We start from the raw sequence: 16138 nt of genomic DNA, 5'->3' as shown, positions 1-16138 counted from the left end.
TGTCGGCGCCTGAACGAGTGGGCCACGATAGCGTCAGGGTGTGCGCTCCGAATCTCAGCGGTCCAACATCCAGACCTTCCACGTGATGGACGTGTTGAAGGCGGCTACCGAGCGTCAACGCACCCACGGTGACGTCCTGTCCCTCGCGGCCGGCCAGCCGTCCACGCCCGCGCCGGCGCCGGTGCTGCGCGCGGCGCGGGAGGCCCTGGACAATCAGCTGCTCGGCTACACCGAGACATTCGGGATCGAACCGCTCCGCGAGGTCATCGCCGATTACCACCGGCGACGGTCGGGGATCGACGTACACGCCGACGAAGTCATCATCACCACCGGCTCGTCGGGTGCGTTCACACTGCTGTTCCTGGCCGCGTTCGAAGCCGGGGACACGGTTGTCGTGGCTCGTCCGGGTTATCCCGCCTACCGGAACACGTTGGCGGCGCTGGGCTGCAATGTCGTCGAGATCGACTGCGGTCCGCAGACCCGATTCCAGCCCACGGTCGCGATGCTCGAGGCCCTGGAGCAGTCGGGTACGTCACCGGCGGGGCTGATCGTTGCGAGCCCCGCCAACCCCACCGGCACGGTGATCGACCCCGCCGAGCTCGCAGCACTGGCCCGCTGGTGCGAGGAGCACGACACGCTGTTGATCTCCGACGAGATCTACCACGGTATCGAGTTCGGTGGTGCCGACAGTGCCGACAGTGCCGACAGTGCCGACAGGGACGTCCAGTCGACCGCCTGCGTGTGGGAGACGTCGCGTGAGGCCGTCGTCGTCGGGTCGGTATCGAAGTACTTCTCGATGACCGGGTGGCGGCTGGGCTGGACGCTGGTGCCCGAGCGCCTCCGTCGGGCGATGCAGCGACTCGCGTCGAACATGACGGTGTGCCCGCCGACGATCTCGCAGTACGCCGCACTCGAGGCGTTCTCGGACGAATCCCGCGCCGAGCTCGACGGCCACGTCCAGCGGTACGCCGTGAACCGGGAACTGCTGCTGACGGGCCTGCCGAAGCTGGGACTCACGGACCTGGCACCTGCGGACGGCGCGTTCTACGTCTATGCCGACATCGCGCACCTGACCGACGACTCGACGGCGTGGTGCGCTCGGCTGCTCGCCGAAACCGGACTGGCGCTGGCGCCGGGTGTCGACTTCGACACCGCCCACGGCGACCGCACCGTGCGCCTGTCGTTCGCGGGATCGACCGCCGAGATCCGGGATGCTCTGCACCGGCTCGAGCGATGGCTGCCCGAGCCGAAGTAGGTGCGAGCCGGCGGCGATCGTCCAATGCGCCATGGCACGGTCCCCGACCTGGCACGATGAAGGGATGACATCCGCCCCGACCCCTAAGGGCGAGAGGCGTCGGCAGGCACTCGTGACTGCCGCGGCGGATCTCTTGCTCGAGGGCGGCTTCGACGCCGTCCGGCATCGAGCCGTGGCCTCCCGTGCGGATCTTCCTCTCGCGTCCACCACCTACTACTTCGGGTCGCTGGACGAGTTGGTAGCGCTCGCCGTCGAACACAACGGCAACCGTGAACTCGACACGATGCGTGAGCGGGTCGACGGCCTCCCTCAGCGGCGACGCGGGGGCGAAGCCACGGTCGACCTGATCGTGGAGTTGCTGGTGGGGCCGGACGAGGTCGATGACAGCGGACGGGAGCGGCTGATTGCACGGTATGAGCGGTTCCTCGCGTCCGCCCGGCATCCCGAGTTGCGGGATGTCCAACTGCGGCTGCGGGCTCAGCTCGACGATCTGCTCGCCGAGGTGCTGCGGCGGTCCGGCCGCATCGTCTGGGATACGCGGTTGCGCCGGTTGGTCGCCGTCGTCGACGGCGTTGTGGTGGGGGCCCTGAGCGAGGTCGATCCCGATCCACGGGCGATGGTACGGGCGATGCTGCTCGACCTGATAGACGACCTGGCCCCGTCGAGAATGCACTGACGAGGGCGTTCGGGTCCGGCCGTAGACTGAGGACTCGTGAGTCGCATCCCGAATGTCCTTGCCACCCGCTACGCCAGCACCACCCTGAGGGAGCTGTGGTCGCCGGAGCGCAAGATCGTGCTCGAGCGTCAGCTGTGGTTGGCGGTGCTCCGCGCACAGGCCGAGCTCGGCATCGATGTCCCGCGCGAGGCCCTCGAGGACTACGAGCGGGTCCTGCACCGGGTTGATCTCGACTCGATCGCCGAGCGGGAGCGCGTGACCCGTCACGACGTGAAGGCGCGCATCGAGGAGTTCAATGCACTCGCCGGACACGAGCACGTCCACAAGGGCATGACCAGCCGCGATCTCACCGAGAACGTCGAGCAGCTGCAGGTGCTTCGCTCGCTCGAGCACGTATACGACCACGGTGTCGCCGTCGCCGCCCGTCTGGGCGAGCGAGCCGCTGAGTACACCGGCATCGTGATGGCCGGACGCTCGCACAACGTTGCCGCGCAGGCCACCACCCTCGGCAAGCGGTTCGCCTCGGCCGCCGACGAACTGCTGGTCGCTCTCACCCGGGTCCGCGAACTCATCGACCGCTATCCGTTGCGCGGCATCAAGGGGCCGATGGGCACCGCCCAGGACATGCTGGACCTCCTCGACGGTGACGCCGCCAAGCTCGAGCAGCTCGAGGCCAAGGTCGCCGAGCATCTCGGCTTCGCGCACGTGTTCACCAGTGTCGGCCAGGTGTACCCGCGCTCGCTCGATCACGATGTGCTGTCCGCGCTGGTCCAGGTCGGTGCCGCGCCGTCCTCGCTGGCCCACACCATCCGCCTGATGGCCGGCCACGAGCTGGTCACCGAGGGCTTCCAGCCCGGTCAGGTGGGCTCGTCGGCGATGCCGCACAAGATGAACACGCGCTCGTGCGAGCGGGTCAACGGCCTGCAGGTGGTGCTGCGCGGCTACGCCTCGATGGCCGCCGAGCTGGCCGGTGCACAGTGGAACGAGGGCGACGTATTCTGTTCGGTCGTCCGCCGTGTCGCGCTGCCCGACGCGTTCTTCGCGATCGACGGGCAGATGGAGACGTTCCTGACGGTGCTCGCCGAGTTCGGCGCCTATCCGGCCGTCATCGAGAACGAACTGGCCCGCTACCTGCCCTTCCTCGCCACCACCAAGGTCCTGATGGCGGCCGTCCGCGCCGGCGTGGGGCGCGAGACCGCGCACCAGGTCATCAAGGAGCACGCCGTCGCCGTCGCGCTCGGGATGCGTGAAGAGGGTAGGGAGCCCGACCTGCTCGATCGCCTCGCCGCCGACGAGCGTCTGGGGCTCGACCGGGCCGCACTCGACGAGGCACTCGCCGACAAGAGCGCCTTCGTCGGTGCCGCGGGTGCGCAGGTCGATTCGGTGGTTGCCGAGGTGCAGAAGCTCGTCGACGCCAACCCCGACGCCGCTCGATACGTTCCCGGAGCGATTCTGTGACAACAAATTTCGAAATCGAGACCCGAACGATCGAGACCCAAGTGGTCGCAGTCGGCGACCTCACCGCGCACCTGGCGCGGCCGGAGGGTGGCAGCGACAGCGTCATGCTGCTGCTGCCGATGATCACCGGGATCGACGCGCAGGTGCGCGCCTTCGCCGCCGACGTCGCCGCAGCCGGGATCACCGCGCTGGTGTGGGATCCGTGGCACGGACCGAGCCTCGACGACACGCCACAGGAGCGCCTTTTCGAGCTCATGGGCCAGCTCGACGACGAGACGTGCCTGTCCGAGATGGGCGCGCTGCTCGACTATGCGCGCGGTGACCTCGGGGCCCGTCGGGTCGGTGTGATCGGCTGGTGCCTCGGTGGCCGGTTCGCGCTGCTGCTCGGTGCACGCGACGCCGGACTGGCGAATGTCGTTGCCTACCATCCGTCGATCTGGGATCCGGCGGCGGCGAATCACACGGTCGACGCCGTCGCTCTCGCTACGACGATTGTCGCGCCGGTCATGTTGCTGCACGCCGGTGCCGACACCATCCTGACGACCGGAACCTTCGAAGCGTTGCAGGCGGCGCTGCAGTCACGTGAGAGCGGGGCGACGATCGTGCACGCGTATCCCGGCGCCGAGCACGGGTTCAGCGCCCCCGCCCGGCACGACAACTCGGTGAACAAGGCGGCCTGGGAGTTGTCCTGGCCGCAGGTGCTGGCCTTCGCGAAGGCGACTCTGCACTGACGGGCGGCGACACACGCAGCATCTCGTCACTCGTAACCCCGGCTATTGCCGCATACCATCGTCCAGCATGAGCCACTGCGTCTTCTGTGCCATCATCGCGGGCCACGCTGAGTCGAGCGTCGTGCACGACGATGCGCACACCATCGCCTTCATGGACATCCGTCCGTTCACCCGCGGGCATCTGCTCGTGGTTCCGAAGACGCACGCGGCGAACCTGGCCGAGTTGGACCCCGCAGATGGCGGTCGGCTGTTCCAGGTGGGTCAGCGAGCGGCCGTCGCGCTACGGGACAGCGCCGTCGCAGCGGAGGGAATCAACTTCTTCCTGGCGGATGGTGTGGTGGCCGGCCAAGAGGTCTTCCACGTGCATCTGCACGTGGTCCCGCGGAAGGCGGGCGACGGGTTCGGGCTGCGTGGTCGCCCGGCCTCGTCGTCGCGACCGGCCCTCGACACCCTGGCCGGTTCGATCCGCGAACGGCTCGGTGCTCACCATGGATGACGCGGCGCCGACGCCACCGCACCTGCATCGGCTCTTCCCGGAACTGGTCGAGTCGTTGCCGCACGTCCGTCTCGGCGACGTACCTACGCCGCTCCGCAAGCTCGAGGGGCTGGGCACTCGGAACCGGGCGTGGCTCAAGGATGACAGCACGTTCGGATCCGGAGGCTGGGGCGGCAACAAGGTCCGCAAGCTCGAGTGGATCATCCCGGACGTTCTCGCCCACAAAGCCAAGCAGATCATCACCGTCGGCGGTATCGGTACCAACTGGGGACTCGCGGCCGCCTTGTACGCCAAGCAGTTCGGTATCGACACGGCGCTCGCACTGGTCGACCAGCCCGTGGACGACCACGTTCGTGCGCAGCTCGCGCGATTGCAGCGGTCCGGTGCGACGCTGCATTTCACCCACACCAAGCTACGAACGGTCGCGGCTGCGCCGTACCTGATGTTGCGCCACGTCCGCGGCGGTAGGTTTCCGTACTACCTGCCGGCGGGCGGTTCCTCCCCGGTCGGAGCACTCGGATACGTCGAGGCGGGACTGGAGTTGGCCGCGCAGGTGGAAGCGGGGGAGATCCCGGAGCCGGCGTACGTCGTCGCAGCGGTCGGATCCGGTGGGACCGTGGCGGGGCTGCTGCTGGGGCTGCGCCTGGCCGGTCTGCGCACGGGTGTCATCGCGGTGGTCGTCAACGACACGCTGCCCCTCGGCCCGAGAGAACTTCGGAACCTCGCCCGTCGCACCGAGGCCCTCCTGCGTCGTCGGGGTGCCAAGCTCGGAGACATCGACCTCGACGCGATGGAACTCACCGTGACCCGCGACTACCTCGGCCCCGGATACGGATACACCACCGCAGAGGGGCGGGCCGCTCAGCGCGTCGGCGAGGAGTTCGGGATCCCGCTCGACCCCGTCTACACCGCAAAGACCTTCGCCGGACTGCTCGAGGTCGAGGCGACGTCGCGGGGCGGCGACCGGCCCATCGTCATGGTCGACAGTTTCGGACCGCGGGTGGATTGACCGTCTACGCGATCCGAGTCAACTCTTCCGGTCGGCGTGCCCCAAGTCGCGCTCCGGGACGACGGTGTCCCGCACGAGCTTCTTGAGCGTCACGATGTCGGGAAAACCGCCGTCGGCCTTCCGGTCCCAGATGACGGTGCCGTTGGCGGCGACCTGGAAGACGCCATCGGTCCCCGGGACGAGGGCCACCTCGCCGAGGTCGGTGCCGAACGTGTTGAGCAGTTCCTGCGCCATCCATCCGGCGCGCAGCAGCCAGTTGCATTGCGTGCAGTAGGTGATGGTGACGCGAGCGCGGGAGGTCATGCCTCCAGGGTGTCAGATCTAGGTGATCGGTGCGCTCGGCGCGGCGCACCAGCCGCAGGCCCTCTGTCGACTACTGTCCGGCTCGTGCGAATTGCGAGCATCACGAGGGTCATGGCGACGTTTGCGGCTCTGGCCGCCTTCGCGGCGGGCGCCGTCGCGAGCCCTGGATCGGCGGTGGCCACTCCGGTATCGGCGAGCGACGACGCCTTCTACAGTGCGCCGGACGGATTCGAGTCGACGGCACCCGGCACGATCTTGCGGGAGCGGCCGGTGGAACTGGCGTCCTACTCCGAGTTGCCGTTCAACGTACGGTCCTGGCAACTGCTCTACCGGACAACGGATCTCGCGGGCCGACCCATGGCGACAGTCACCACCGTGATCCTCCCGGAGGGCGCAGCCCCGCCCGCTGGGCGTCCGTTGCTGTCCTACCAGGTCGCCCAGGACAGCATCGATCCCGAGTGCGCTCCCTCGATCGCGATGCGGGCCGGGTCCGGCCCGGAAGGCTTCGTCACACAGGGCGAGATGACGTTCATCAGCTATGCGCTGCAACAGGGTTGGGCGGTCTCGGTTCCCGATCACGCGGGGCCTGCAGCCCGCATCGGTGCGCCCCGCGAGCCGGGATACGCAGCCTTGGATGGGGTCCGCGCGGCGGTGCAGTTCGACCCGCTCGGACTCACCGGAGTGCAGACACCGGTCGGGCTGTGGGGCTACTCAGGCGGCGGCTTGGCGACTGGATGGGCGGCGGAGGTGCAGCCGTCGTACGCGCCCGAGTTGAACATTCGTGGAATCGCGATGGGTTCGCCCATTCCCGACCCGGTGGCATTGAACTCGTTGAGCGGAACCTTCTGGTCGGGACTGCAATTGCTCGGTCTTGCGTCGGCACGAGAGGTCTACCCTGACGCTGCGCGGGAGATCGACGCACATCTCACACCCGCGGGGCACGAAGCCATGAGCGCGCTGGCCGATCAATGCCTCGTGAGCACCCTCGCGACGAACGTCCTCCGCGACAACAGCCCCTACTTCACGGTTCCCTACGCTCAATTGATGCAGTTGCCGGTGGTCGCGGCGGCCGTGGACGAAGTCAAACTGGGCGGCGCCTCCCCGTCGGCCCCGGTCTATGTCTACAGCGGCGTGAACGACGAGATCGTCCCGATCGCCACCGTGGATTACCTGGTCGATGCGTATTGCGCGGGCGGCACTCCGGTGACCTACCGCCGAGATGAGATGAGCTTGCACGCCAGCCTCATAGTCACCGGTGCCCCGGACGCACTCAACTGGCTCCGTGACAGGATCGACGAAGTGCCGAGCGCGGCCGGTTGCGACGTCCAAACCGTGACGTCCACCCTGCAGGCTCCCGGAGCCGCCGAAACGTACGCGTCGGCCAACCTCCGGCTCATCGAGATCCTTATGGGCGGGCCGATCGGGCCGAGGTAGATCGTGCTCTCCCTCTGCCCGACTCCTCCCTCTGCCCGACGGCGGTACAGGTGCCTCGCGATCAACCTGCTGGTTGCGTGACGCGGTCCGCCTTGTCCGTCTTCTCACGCCGCGGCATGAGTGCCGACGCCACCGTCTGCAGGATCGCGACGGCGAGGATGCCGAGGAAGACGAGGTGAATCGCACCGGAGAGCTCCGCCGGATGGGGTTCGACGCTCTCGCCGACCCGCGAGTTGACGAGGGCTCCGAACACCGCGACGCCGACGGAGCTGCCGATCGCACGGGCGAACATGTTGGTCGAAGTCACGACGCCGCGATCGCCCCAGTCGACGCTCGACTGCGCCGCGATGAGCGTCGGCGCAGCGACCAGGCCCATGCCCAATCCGATGACGAAACAGAACGCACCCACCTGCCACACCTGCGAGCTGCCGGAAAGCAGCAGCAACAGAGCCGACCCGGTGAGCGCCAGCGCGCTCCCGATGAGCGCGGTCGTGCGGAAGCCGACCCGCAGGTAGACCCGACCCGCCAGCGACGCCGCGATGGGCCAGCCGATGGTAAGGAGGGCGAGGGCGAACCCCGCGACCAGAGCGCCTGTGCCGAGCACGCCCTGAACGAACGTCGGCACGTACGACGTCAGCCCCAGAAGGATGGCGCCAACCGACATCGACACCAGGCTGCTCGCCACCAAGATCCTGCGGGTGAGCATGTGGAGCGGCAGGATCGGGTCAGCGGCACTCCGCTCAACAAGCACGAATGCGATCAGCGCGAGCGCGCCGACGACGAAGACGCCGATGCCGACCGGTGACACCCAGGCCCATGTTTGCCCGCCCTCGAGCAGGCCGAGGATCACCAGCGACGCGCCCGTCGTGAGGAGAACGGCGCCTAGGTAGTCGATGCGCTGCCGCTGCGCATGACGGGGCAGTGCCTTCTCGGTGAAGTTGCGGGTCAGCGTCCACGCCGCGATCGCGCACAACGGCAGGTTGATCAGGAAGATCCACCGCCAGGACAGGTACTCGGAGAACAGGCCGCCGAGCGTCGGGCCCAGGACCGACGAGATGCCCCATACGCTAGCGATATAGCCCTGCACCTTGGCGCGTTCGGCCACGGTGTAGATGTCACCGGCGATTGTCAGGGCCATGGGCTGCACTGCGCCGGCTCCCAGGCCCTGAAGCGCCCGGAACATGATGAGGGCGGGCATGCTCCACGCGATGCCGCACAGCAATGAGCCGGCCGCGAACAGCGCGATACCCAGCAGCATGATCGGTTTGCGTCCGAAGATGTCGGCCAATTTCCCGTAGATCGGCACGGACACTGCCTGGGCCAGCAGGTAGATCGAGAACAGCCACGGGAACTGGGCGAAGCCGCCGAGGTCGCCGACGATCGTAAGGACCGCGGTCGCGATGATCGTGCTGTCGAGCGCGACGAGCGACGTGCTGAGCATCAACGACAGCAGGATCGGACCTCGCTCCGAGTTCAGGCCCACCGACTTCGTGCTGGTCCCGATCGCCATATATCTCCCGCCGGTCGATCGCAAAGTCCATAAGAAAGCTAACAATCTATGCCAACAGTCAGCCGCGGGAGATGTTCCCGACTCAGATGTTCCCGACTCATCGCGGGTGCCCCCGGACAACGACCCGACGCATCCGCGGAGAGGAGCCGTGACCGGCCGAGACGGCAATCTCACCCACGCTTGTGGTGCCCCGTGCGCTGACCGGCGGGACCGATAGGGTGGCCACGTGCGTCCTTCACTCGACTCCTATGCCCACCTGGCCGGCGGCAAGGTCCGCGATCTGTACACGATCGACGACGAGCACCTGCTGCTGGTCGCGAGTGACCGGATCTCGGCCTACGACCACGTGCTCTCCACCCCCATCCCGGACAAGGGGCGGGTGCTCACCGCGATGAGCGTGTTCTTCTTCGAGAAACTCGGCGGCAACAACCACCTCGCCGGAGACCCGCTGGACGAGCGCATCCCGGCCGAGGTGCTCGGTCGCGCGCTGGTGGTTCGCAAGCTGAAGATGGTCCCGGTCGAGTGCGTGGCCCGCGGCTACCTGACCGGCTCGGGTCTGCTGGACTACCAGCGCACGGGCGCCGTGTGCGGTGTCGCGTTGCCTGAGGGCCTGACCGAAGCCAGCAAGCTGCCGGAGCCGATCTTCACGCCGGCCAGCAAGGCGGAGATCGGAGACCACGACGAGAACATCGACTTCCAGGCAGTCATCGAAACCGTCGGTCAGGATCTCGCGGTGAAGCTGCGCGAGGACACTCTCGAGATCTACACCCGGGCTGCCAACTTCGCCGAGGATCGTGGAATCATCCTCGCTGATACGAAATTCGAGTTCGGTCTCGACTCCGACGACAACCTGGTCCTTGCCGACGAGGTCCTGACCCCGGACTCGTCGCGCTACTGGCCGGCCGAGGGCTACGCGCCCGGCAAGGTACAGCCGAGTTTCGACAAGCAGTTCGTCCGGAACTGGCTGACAGGGCCTGAATCCGGTTGGGACCGTGCGTCGGACACCCCGCCCCCACCGTTGCCGAAAGAGATCATCGACGCGACCCGTTCCCGTTACGTCGAGGCGTACGAGCGTATCTCGGGCCTGTCATTCGAGGAATGGGTGGGCTGACATGACAGTGCCCCCGATGCCAACTCCGCCTCCGGTCGCCAAGCGGGTGCCGTTCGAGCGCACCCACCACGGGGACACGTTCATCGACCACTACGAGTGGCTGAGGGACAAGGAGAATCCTGAGGTCATCGAGTATCTCGAGGCGGAGAACGCGTACACCGCACAGCAACTCGAACACCTGGAACCGTTGCGCGAGAAGATCTTCCACGAGATCAAGTCACGCACGCAGGAAACGGACATGTCGGTGCCGACTCGGTTCGGCGACTGGTGGTACTACTCCCGCATGGTCGAGGGCAAGCAGTACGGCGTCCACTGCCGATGCCCGATCGCGGCTCCCGACGACTGGACCCCACCGGAGTTGTCCGCGGATGTCGCCATCGAGGGCGAGCAGGTATTGCTCGACGGCAACGCCGAGGCCGAGGGACAGGAGTTCTTCGCGCTCGGAGCGTTCTCCGTCAGCCACGACGGGACACTACTCGCGTACTCGGTGGACGTGGTCGGCGACGAGCGGTACACGCTGCGGTTCAAGGACCTGGGCACCGGCGAACCGCTCGCCGACGAGATCCCCAACACCGCTCCCGGAGCGACGTGGGCGATCGACCACCGGCACGTCTTCTACCAGACGGTCGACGAGTCGTGGCGGCCGGACACGGTGTGGCGGCACAAGCTCGGGACCACCCCGGACGACGACTTCCGGGTGTTCCACGAGCCGGACGAACGCTACTGGGTATCGGTCGGGTCGACCCGCAGCCAGAAGTACCTGATGATCTGGCTCGGATCGAAGGTGACGACCGAGGGCTGGATTCTCGAGTCGGCCGAACCCGAGGGCGAGTTCCGGGTGATCCTCCCGCGGCGCGAGGGCGTCGAGTACACCGCCGAGCACGCCGTGATCGGCGGCGAGGACCGGTTCCTCATCCTGCACAACGATGTCGTGGACGGAGAGAAGGCCGAGAACTTCGTCCTTGCGCAGGCTCCGGTCGCCGACCCGGGCGCGATGGAGATCCTGATCCCGCACCGGCACGACGTGCGGCTCGAGGAGGTCGACACATTCGCCGACCATGTCGTCCTCAGCTACCGGCGGGATGTGCTGACGAGGCTTGCGATCTGGCCGCTCACCGCGGACGGGTACGGCGAGCTGACCGAGATCGCGTTCGACGAGGAACTGTTCTCGGTGGGGCTCGGGTCGAACCCCGAGTGGGAGCAGCCGACGCTGCGCTTGGGCTACGGATCGTTCATCACGCCGTCGCGGGTCTACGACTACCGACTGGCGACCCGGGAGTTGCTACTGCGCAAGGAACAACCCGTACTGGGCGACTTCGACCCCGCGGACTACGAGCAACACCGTGCATGGGCCACTGCGGACGACGGTACCCGCATTCCGCTGTCGGTGGTGCGGCGCAAGGGAATCGGCGGCGACCCAGCGCCCACCCTGCTGTATGGATACGGTTCGTACGAGGCCAGCATGGATCCGGCGTTCTCGGTGGCGCGGCTGTCGTTGCTCGACCGGGGCATGGTGTTCGCGGTCGCGCACGTCCGCGGTGGCGGCGAGATGGGCCGGTACTGGTACGAGAACGGCAAGACCCTTACCAAGAAGAACACTTTCACCGACTTCGTGGCGTGTGCACGGCATCTCATCGACGAGGGTCGGACGACCGCCCAGCAGTTGGTCGCCGACGGAGGCAGTGCGGGCGGCCTGCTGATGGGAGCAGTCGCGAACCTCGCGCCCGAACTGTTCGCGGGCATCCTTGCCAACGTGCCGTTCGTCGACCCGCTCACCTCGATCCTGGATCCGTCGCTACCGCTGACGGTGATCGAATGGGACGAGTGGGGTAACCCGCTGGAGGATCCGCAGGTGTACGAGTACATGCGGTCCTACAGCCCGTACGAGAACGTCGAGGCCAAGAACTACCCGGCGATCCTCGCGATCACGAGTATCAACGACACTCGGGTGTTGTATGTCGAACCTGCGAAATGGGTTGCGGCACTCCGTTCTACGAAGAAGGGTGACGAGCCGCTGCTGCTCAAGACCGAGATGAGCGCCGGGCACGGCGGCGTCAGTGGCCGCTACGAGAAGTGGAAGGAAGTGGCGTTCGAGTACGCCTGGGTGCTCGACACGACGAGTACGTCCCCGTCCGTCGCCGCTCGCGGCAACTGATCCCGCGCCGCGGGGGTGCACTCGATGCACTCAACGTGACCCCACCGACCAGATGTAACGAACCTGCGGGCGTCCGGTCCGACCGTACTTGGTCTCTCGGGTGAGTACGGAGTCGTCCGCGAGCTGTTCGAGGTACCGCCACGCGGTCACCCGCGAGACACCTACGGCTGCCGCGACCTCGGCGGCCGTCAGCGGCCGGTCCGCATCCCGCACACACGCACCGATCAGGTCCGCCGTCCGCGGCGCGATGCCTTTCGGCGCTGAAGCGCGCAGGTCGGCGGTGCGGAGCACGGCCATCGCTCGATCGATGTCGCGCTGGCTCGCGGCCGTCCCGCCCTCGCGCAGCGCTGTGCGGAACTCCCGGTAGTGCCCGAGTTTGTCGCGTAGTGCCGCGAAGGTGAACGGCTTGAGAACATAGAGCAGCACGCCGCGGGTGACCGCCGTCCGCACGACGTCGAGGTCGCGGGCCGACGTCACCGCGATGACGTCCGGGCTGGGCCGCAGGCTGCCGAGCGCGCCCGCGAGGTCGAGTCCGCTCGCGTCCGGCAGGCCGATGTCGAGCAGGACCAGGTCGATCGGTTCACCGGACGAGGCCGCATCGGCAACCGCCCGCATCGCGTCGGCGGCGGTAAGTGTGACGCTGTGAACCGAGAATCCTTCGATGCGTTCGACATACGAGCGGTGTGCCTCGGCGATCAGCGGTTCGTCCTCGACGATGAGTACACGGATCATCGATCAGGGTCCTCTCCGTCGTCGATTCCCCGGGGCTCGTTCGGCAGCGGAATCTCCACAACGAGCATGCTCGCCAACGAGGGCTCGGTCCGCAGCCGACCGCCGTGCCGGGCCACCACCTGAGCCACCAAGGCCAGACCCAGTCCACGCTGGCGTGCCGGCCGTCCGTCCACCTGTTTGGTCGAGTATCCGCGGGTCGTCGCGAGCTCGAGCGTGTCGGGATCCATACCCGGCCCGCTGTCGGCTACGCGGACGACGAGGACCGAATCTTCCTCCGCTACTGTCACTTCCACCCACGGGTTCTCGTCGGAGCCGGACCTGGCCGCATCGATCGCGTTGTCGACCAGATTGCCGACCACGGTCACGACCTCGAGCGGACTGAGCACGCGAACAGGGCCGAGCGCGGTATCCTCGGTGACCGTGAACTCCACGCCCTGCTGAGCAGCCTCGGTCACCTTGCCCAGCAACAGGGCTGCAATTGCTGGCTCGTGGACCGCCGTCGTCAAACGGTCGATCAGCTGCTGGGACGTCGTCAGCTCGGCCGCGGCGAATGAGACCGCGTCATCGCCCCTGCCCAACTCGACCATGGTCACGATCGTGTGCAGTCGGTTGGCGTACTCGTGGGCTTGTGCGCGCAGGGACTCCGCGACATTGCGCGCGGAATCGAGTTCACCCAAGGCCCTCTGCAGCTCGGTGTGATCGCGCAGCGTCACGACGGTGCCGATCCTCCTGCCCTCCCACAGGACCGGCGCGTGCCCGACCACCAGGACCCGGTCGGCGGTCACGTGCACCTCGTCCTGTACCTCCTCCGAGTCCGAGTCCGAGGCGATCCGTTGCAGCGTCTCGGGCAACTGGTAGAGCGTGACAGGACCGTCCGGCAGCCACAGCAGTCGGCGCGCTTTGTCGTTGACGACATCGACGCGCACGCGTCCGTCGCGGTCCCGGCCGAACATGATCAAGCCCTCGCCGATCGACCGCAACACGGCGTCGTTGTGCTCGTACAACCGACGCAACTCCTCGGGATCCAAGCCCAGTGTCTGTCGCCGCAGGTGCCTGCTCACCAGCAGTGATCCGAAGGTCGCGACGGCGACCCCCACCGCCAAGATTCCGAGCAGCGCCGGCCACCCTTCTGCGAACTCCTCGCCGATCCGTTCACGGGTCACCCCGACCGACACGAGCCCGAGTACCTGCCCGTCGGCCTGCACCGGTGCCACCGCGCGGATCGACGGACCGAGTGATCCCGTGAATGTCTCCGTGAAGGTCTCCCCGGCCAACGCCCGTTCGATGTGCCCCTCGGAGTGTTGGCCGATCAGCGCCGGATTGGGGTGGGTGTAGCGCGTCCGGTCGGGCGCCATGACGACGATGAAGTCGGTGCCGGTTGCCACCCGGATCTGTTCGACCTCCGGCTGCAGCACCGAGGAAGGGTCCGGGCTGCGCAGCGCGGCGATCGTCGACTCCGACAGTGCGATCGCCTCTGCGATGCTGCTCACGTGGCGACGGGTCGCGGCGTCCGAATCGCGTCGTTCGTCCAGGATCGTGAGCACCGAGAGGGCGGCAACCACCACGCCCAGAACGACCATCTGCAGGATCAGTAGCCGCCGCGCGAGGCTCATCGGCCGACGGGCTGTGCCGCGGGCCTTCGATCCTCTCGTGAAACTAATGAACACAAACTTCACCGGCGCCGCGGGTGGGTCCAGCATTCATTCTCGGGTTGGCGTGATCCCGATCACTCTCAGGGATCATCCGCCCGACTCCTCGAATATCCATCCAATCAAGAGGACACCGCATGAGCACGAGTGGAACAGGGAATGCGGCATCGGTGCAACCCTCCGAAGGAGCAACGCAACCCGTCGAAGGCGCGAGGAAGCGTGACCGTACGCACTGGCTCTACGTCGGTGTCGGTATCGCCGTCGTGGCCGGCGTGCTCGTCGGGTGGCTAGCTCCGGAAGCCGGGAAGTCTCTCGGTGTGCTCGGCACGATGTTCGTGAACCTGATCAAGATGATGATCAGCCCCGTCATCTTCTGCACCATAGTCCTCGGCATCGGATCGGTGCGGGCGGCCGCGAGTGTGGGCAGGGTCGGCGGGATTGCGCTCGCGTACTTCCTCGGCATGTCGACCGTCGCGCTCGCGATCGGCCTCGTCATCGGCAACCTGCTCAAGCCGGGCAGCGGGCTTGACGTTTCCGGCACCATGAACAGCGGTGCGGCACTTGCCGAGCAGGCCCATGCTGCCGGTGGAACGATGGACTTCATCGCGTCGATCGTCCCCACGTCGATGCTGTCCTCGCTCACCGCGGGCAGCGTGCTGCAGACGTTGTTCGTGGCACTGCTCGTCGGGTTCGGACTGCAGTCTATGGGCAAGCAGGGCGAACCCATCCTCCGTGGCATCGGCTACGTGCAGAAGCTCGTGTTCAAGGTGCTCGCGATGATCCTGTGGCTGGCGCCGATCGGGGCCTTCGGCGCGATCGCCAACGTCGTCGGACAGACCGGACTCAAAGCCGTCGCCCAGCTCGGCACGCTCATGCTCGGTTTCTACCTGACTTGCCTGATCTTCGTGTTCGGCGTGCTCGGCACCCTCCTGCGGGTGGTCTCTGGGGTCTCGATCTTCAGGCTCGTGCGGTATCTCGCTCGCGAATACCTGCTGATCGTGGCGACGTCTTCGTCCGAGTCGGCCCTGCCGCGGCTCATCGCAAAGATGGAACACGTCGGCGTCGAGCGCTCCACGGTCGGCGTGGTAGTGCCCACCGGCTACTCGTTCAACCTCGACGGCACCGCGATCTACCTGACGATGGCGGCGATCTTCATCGCCGACGCCCTCGGGCAGCCATTGTCGCTGCCGGAACAGCTGTCGCTGCTGATCTTCATGATCATCGCGTCGAAGGGCGCGGCCGGCGTGAGCGGCGCCGGACTCGCCACCCTCGCGGGTGGTTTGCAGAGCCACCGCCCCGAACTGCTCGACGGTGTCGGTCTGATCGTCGGTATCGATCGATTCATGTCCGAGGCCCGCGCGGTCACCAATTTCTCCGGCAACGCAGTTGCGACGTTGCTGGTCGGAACCTGGACCAATTCTGTGGACAACGAGCAGGTTCGCGTCGTCCTCGCCGGTGGGCTGCCGTTCGACGAGGCGACCATGGTCGACGACCACGGAGTCTCGGATACCGAGACGGCCATCGAACTGCCGGGTGCATCCGACGCGGCGGCGGAGCGACCCATGGCACGTACCTGAAGTTCGTGGCCTGGATGTTAGTGGTACCGATGTCGTGGCACA

At 67.0% G+C, this 16138-nt stretch carries 14 protein-coding genes; 10 read left to right on the top strand and 4 right to left on the bottom strand.

Going from position 1 to position 16138, the window contains the following annotated elements:
• Positions 1-40: 40 nt before the first annotated feature.
• The 6 genes from EF834_RS03580 (at position 41) to EF834_RS03555 (ending at position 5625) form a co-directional block, all read left to right on the top strand.
• Positions 41-1255, top strand: a complete 1215-nt coding sequence (locus tag EF834_RS03580) for a pyridoxal phosphate-dependent aminotransferase (RefSeq protein ID WP_127945816.1) — start codon at positions 41-43, stop codon at positions 1253-1255.
• A gap of 64 nt (positions 1256-1319) precedes the next feature.
• Positions 1320-1931 (top strand): TetR/AcrR family transcriptional regulator, encoded by a 612-nt coding sequence (locus EF834_RS03575; RefSeq protein WP_127945815.1) that lies wholly within the window; start codon positions 1320-1322, stop codon positions 1929-1931.
• Between the two features lie 36 nt (positions 1932-1967).
• On the top strand, positions 1968-3389 hold the full coding sequence (gene purB / locus EF834_RS03570; protein ID WP_127945814.1) for an adenylosuccinate lyase: 1422 nt from the start codon (positions 1968-1970) through the stop codon (positions 3387-3389).
• Positions 3390-3418: 29 nt separating this feature from the next.
• Positions 3419-4120 (top strand): dienelactone hydrolase family protein, encoded by a 702-nt coding sequence (locus EF834_RS03565; protein WP_127946059.1) that lies wholly within the window; start codon positions 3419-3421, stop codon positions 4118-4120.
• Between the two features lie 67 nt (positions 4121-4187).
• Positions 4188-4616 (top strand): HIT family protein, encoded by a 429-nt coding sequence (locus tag EF834_RS03560; protein ID WP_127945813.1) that lies wholly within the window; start codon positions 4188-4190, stop codon positions 4614-4616.
• Complete coding sequence (locus EF834_RS03555; RefSeq protein ID WP_127945812.1) at positions 4609-5625, top strand: 1-aminocyclopropane-1-carboxylate deaminase/D-cysteine desulfhydrase; 1017 nt, start codon at positions 4609-4611, stop codon at positions 5623-5625. The genes EF834_RS03560 and EF834_RS03555 overlap by 8 nt, the downstream gene beginning before the upstream one ends.
• Before the next feature lie 18 nt (positions 5626-5643).
• Here the strand turns inward: EF834_RS03555 and EF834_RS03550 are convergent, their stop codons facing one another.
• Positions 5644-5928, bottom strand: a complete 285-nt coding sequence (locus tag EF834_RS03550; protein ID WP_127945811.1) for a SelT/SelW/SelH family protein — start codon at positions 5926-5928, stop codon at positions 5644-5646.
• An 84-nt stretch (positions 5929-6012) separates the two neighbouring features.
• On the opposite strand from EF834_RS03550, the gene EF834_RS03545 reads away from it, so the two are divergent.
• Positions 6013-7362, top strand: a complete 1350-nt coding sequence (locus tag EF834_RS03545; RefSeq protein WP_164874052.1) for a lipase family protein — start codon at positions 6013-6015, stop codon at positions 7360-7362.
• Between the two features lie 61 nt (positions 7363-7423).
• Here the strand turns inward: EF834_RS03545 and EF834_RS03540 are convergent, their stop codons facing one another.
• Complete coding sequence (locus tag EF834_RS03540; protein WP_127945809.1) at positions 7424-8872, bottom strand: MDR family MFS transporter; 1449 nt, start codon at positions 8870-8872, stop codon at positions 7424-7426.
• 226 nt (positions 8873-9098) lie between these two features.
• On the opposite strand from EF834_RS03540, the gene EF834_RS03535 reads away from it, so the two are divergent.
• Together EF834_RS03535 and EF834_RS03530 are read left to right on the top strand one after the other, a co-directional pair.
• Entirely contained in the window at positions 9099-9983 is an 885-nt protein-coding gene (locus EF834_RS03535; RefSeq protein ID WP_127945808.1) for a phosphoribosylaminoimidazolesuccinocarboxamide synthase, read from the top strand.
• Positions 9984-9999: 16 nt separating this feature from the next.
• Complete coding sequence (locus EF834_RS03530) at positions 10000-12138, top strand: S9 family peptidase (protein ID WP_235870974.1); 2139 nt, start codon at positions 10000-10002, stop codon at positions 12136-12138.
• A 30-nt stretch (positions 12139-12168) separates the two neighbouring features.
• On the opposite strand, the gene EF834_RS03525 is transcribed toward EF834_RS03530, so the two are convergent.
• Positions 12169-12870 carry a response regulator gene (locus EF834_RS03525; RefSeq protein WP_127945806.1) on the bottom strand — a complete coding sequence of 234 codons (702 nt, stop codon included), beginning with the start codon at positions 12868-12870 and terminating at the stop codon, positions 12169-12171.
• Complete coding sequence (locus tag EF834_RS03520; protein ID WP_127945805.1) at positions 12867-14483, bottom strand: sensor histidine kinase; 1617 nt, start codon at positions 14481-14483, stop codon at positions 12867-12869. Before EF834_RS03520 ends, EF834_RS03525 begins: the two co-directional genes overlap by 4 nt.
• Positions 14484-14656: 173 nt before the next feature.
• Here EF834_RS03520 and EF834_RS03515 point away from each other — a divergent pair, with 173 nt between their 5' ends.
• The gene (locus EF834_RS03515; RefSeq protein ID WP_127945804.1) at positions 14657-16096 is read left to right on the top strand and encodes a cation:dicarboxylate symporter family transporter; all 1440 of its coding nucleotides are present in this window, start codon (positions 14657-14659) and stop codon (positions 16094-16096) included.
• The last annotated feature ends 42 nt before the right edge of the window (positions 16097-16138 follow it).

Origin of the sequence: Rhodococcus spongiicola, assembly GCF_004011835.1 — a bacterium.
GTDB lineage: Bacteria > Actinomycetota > Actinomycetes > Mycobacteriales > Mycobacteriaceae > Prescottella > Prescottella spongiicola.
Note: the sequence above shows the minus strand (reverse complement) of the source record. Positions and strands in the feature narration are given on the sequence as shown.

Excerpts from the sequence above, each read along its gene's own strand:
- EF834_RS03575 (WP_127945815.1), top strand. The coding sequence starts at position 1,320 with ATGACATCCGCCCCGACCCCTAAGGGCGAGAGGCGTCGGCAGGCACTC.
- EF834_RS03560 (WP_127945813.1), top strand. The coding sequence starts at position 4,188 with ATGAGCCACTGCGTCTTCTGTGCCATCATCGCGGGCCACGCTGAGTCG.
- EF834_RS03555 (WP_127945812.1), top strand. The coding sequence starts at position 4,609 with ATGGATGACGCGGCGCCGACGCCACCGCACCTGCATCGGCTCTTCCCG.
- EF834_RS03550 (WP_127945811.1), bottom strand. The coding sequence starts at position 5,928 with ATGACCTCCCGCGCTCGCGTCACCATCACCTACTGCACGCAATGCAAC.
- EF834_RS03540 (WP_127945809.1), bottom strand. The coding sequence starts at position 8,872 with ATGGCGATCGGGACCAGCACGAAGTCGGTGGGCCTGAACTCGGAGCGA.
- EF834_RS03530 (WP_235870974.1), top strand. The coding sequence starts at position 10,000 with ATGCCAACTCCGCCTCCGGTCGCCAAGCGGGTGCCGTTCGAGCGCACC.
- EF834_RS03525 (WP_127945806.1), bottom strand. The coding sequence starts at position 12,870 with ATGATCCGTGTACTCATCGTCGAGGACGAACCGCTGATCGCCGAGGCA.
- EF834_RS03520 (WP_127945805.1), bottom strand. The coding sequence starts at position 14,483 with ATGAGCCTCGCGCGGCGGCTACTGATCCTGCAGATGGTCGTTCTGGGC.
- EF834_RS03515 (WP_127945804.1), top strand. The coding sequence starts at position 14,657 with ATGAGCACGAGTGGAACAGGGAATGCGGCATCGGTGCAACCCTCCGAA.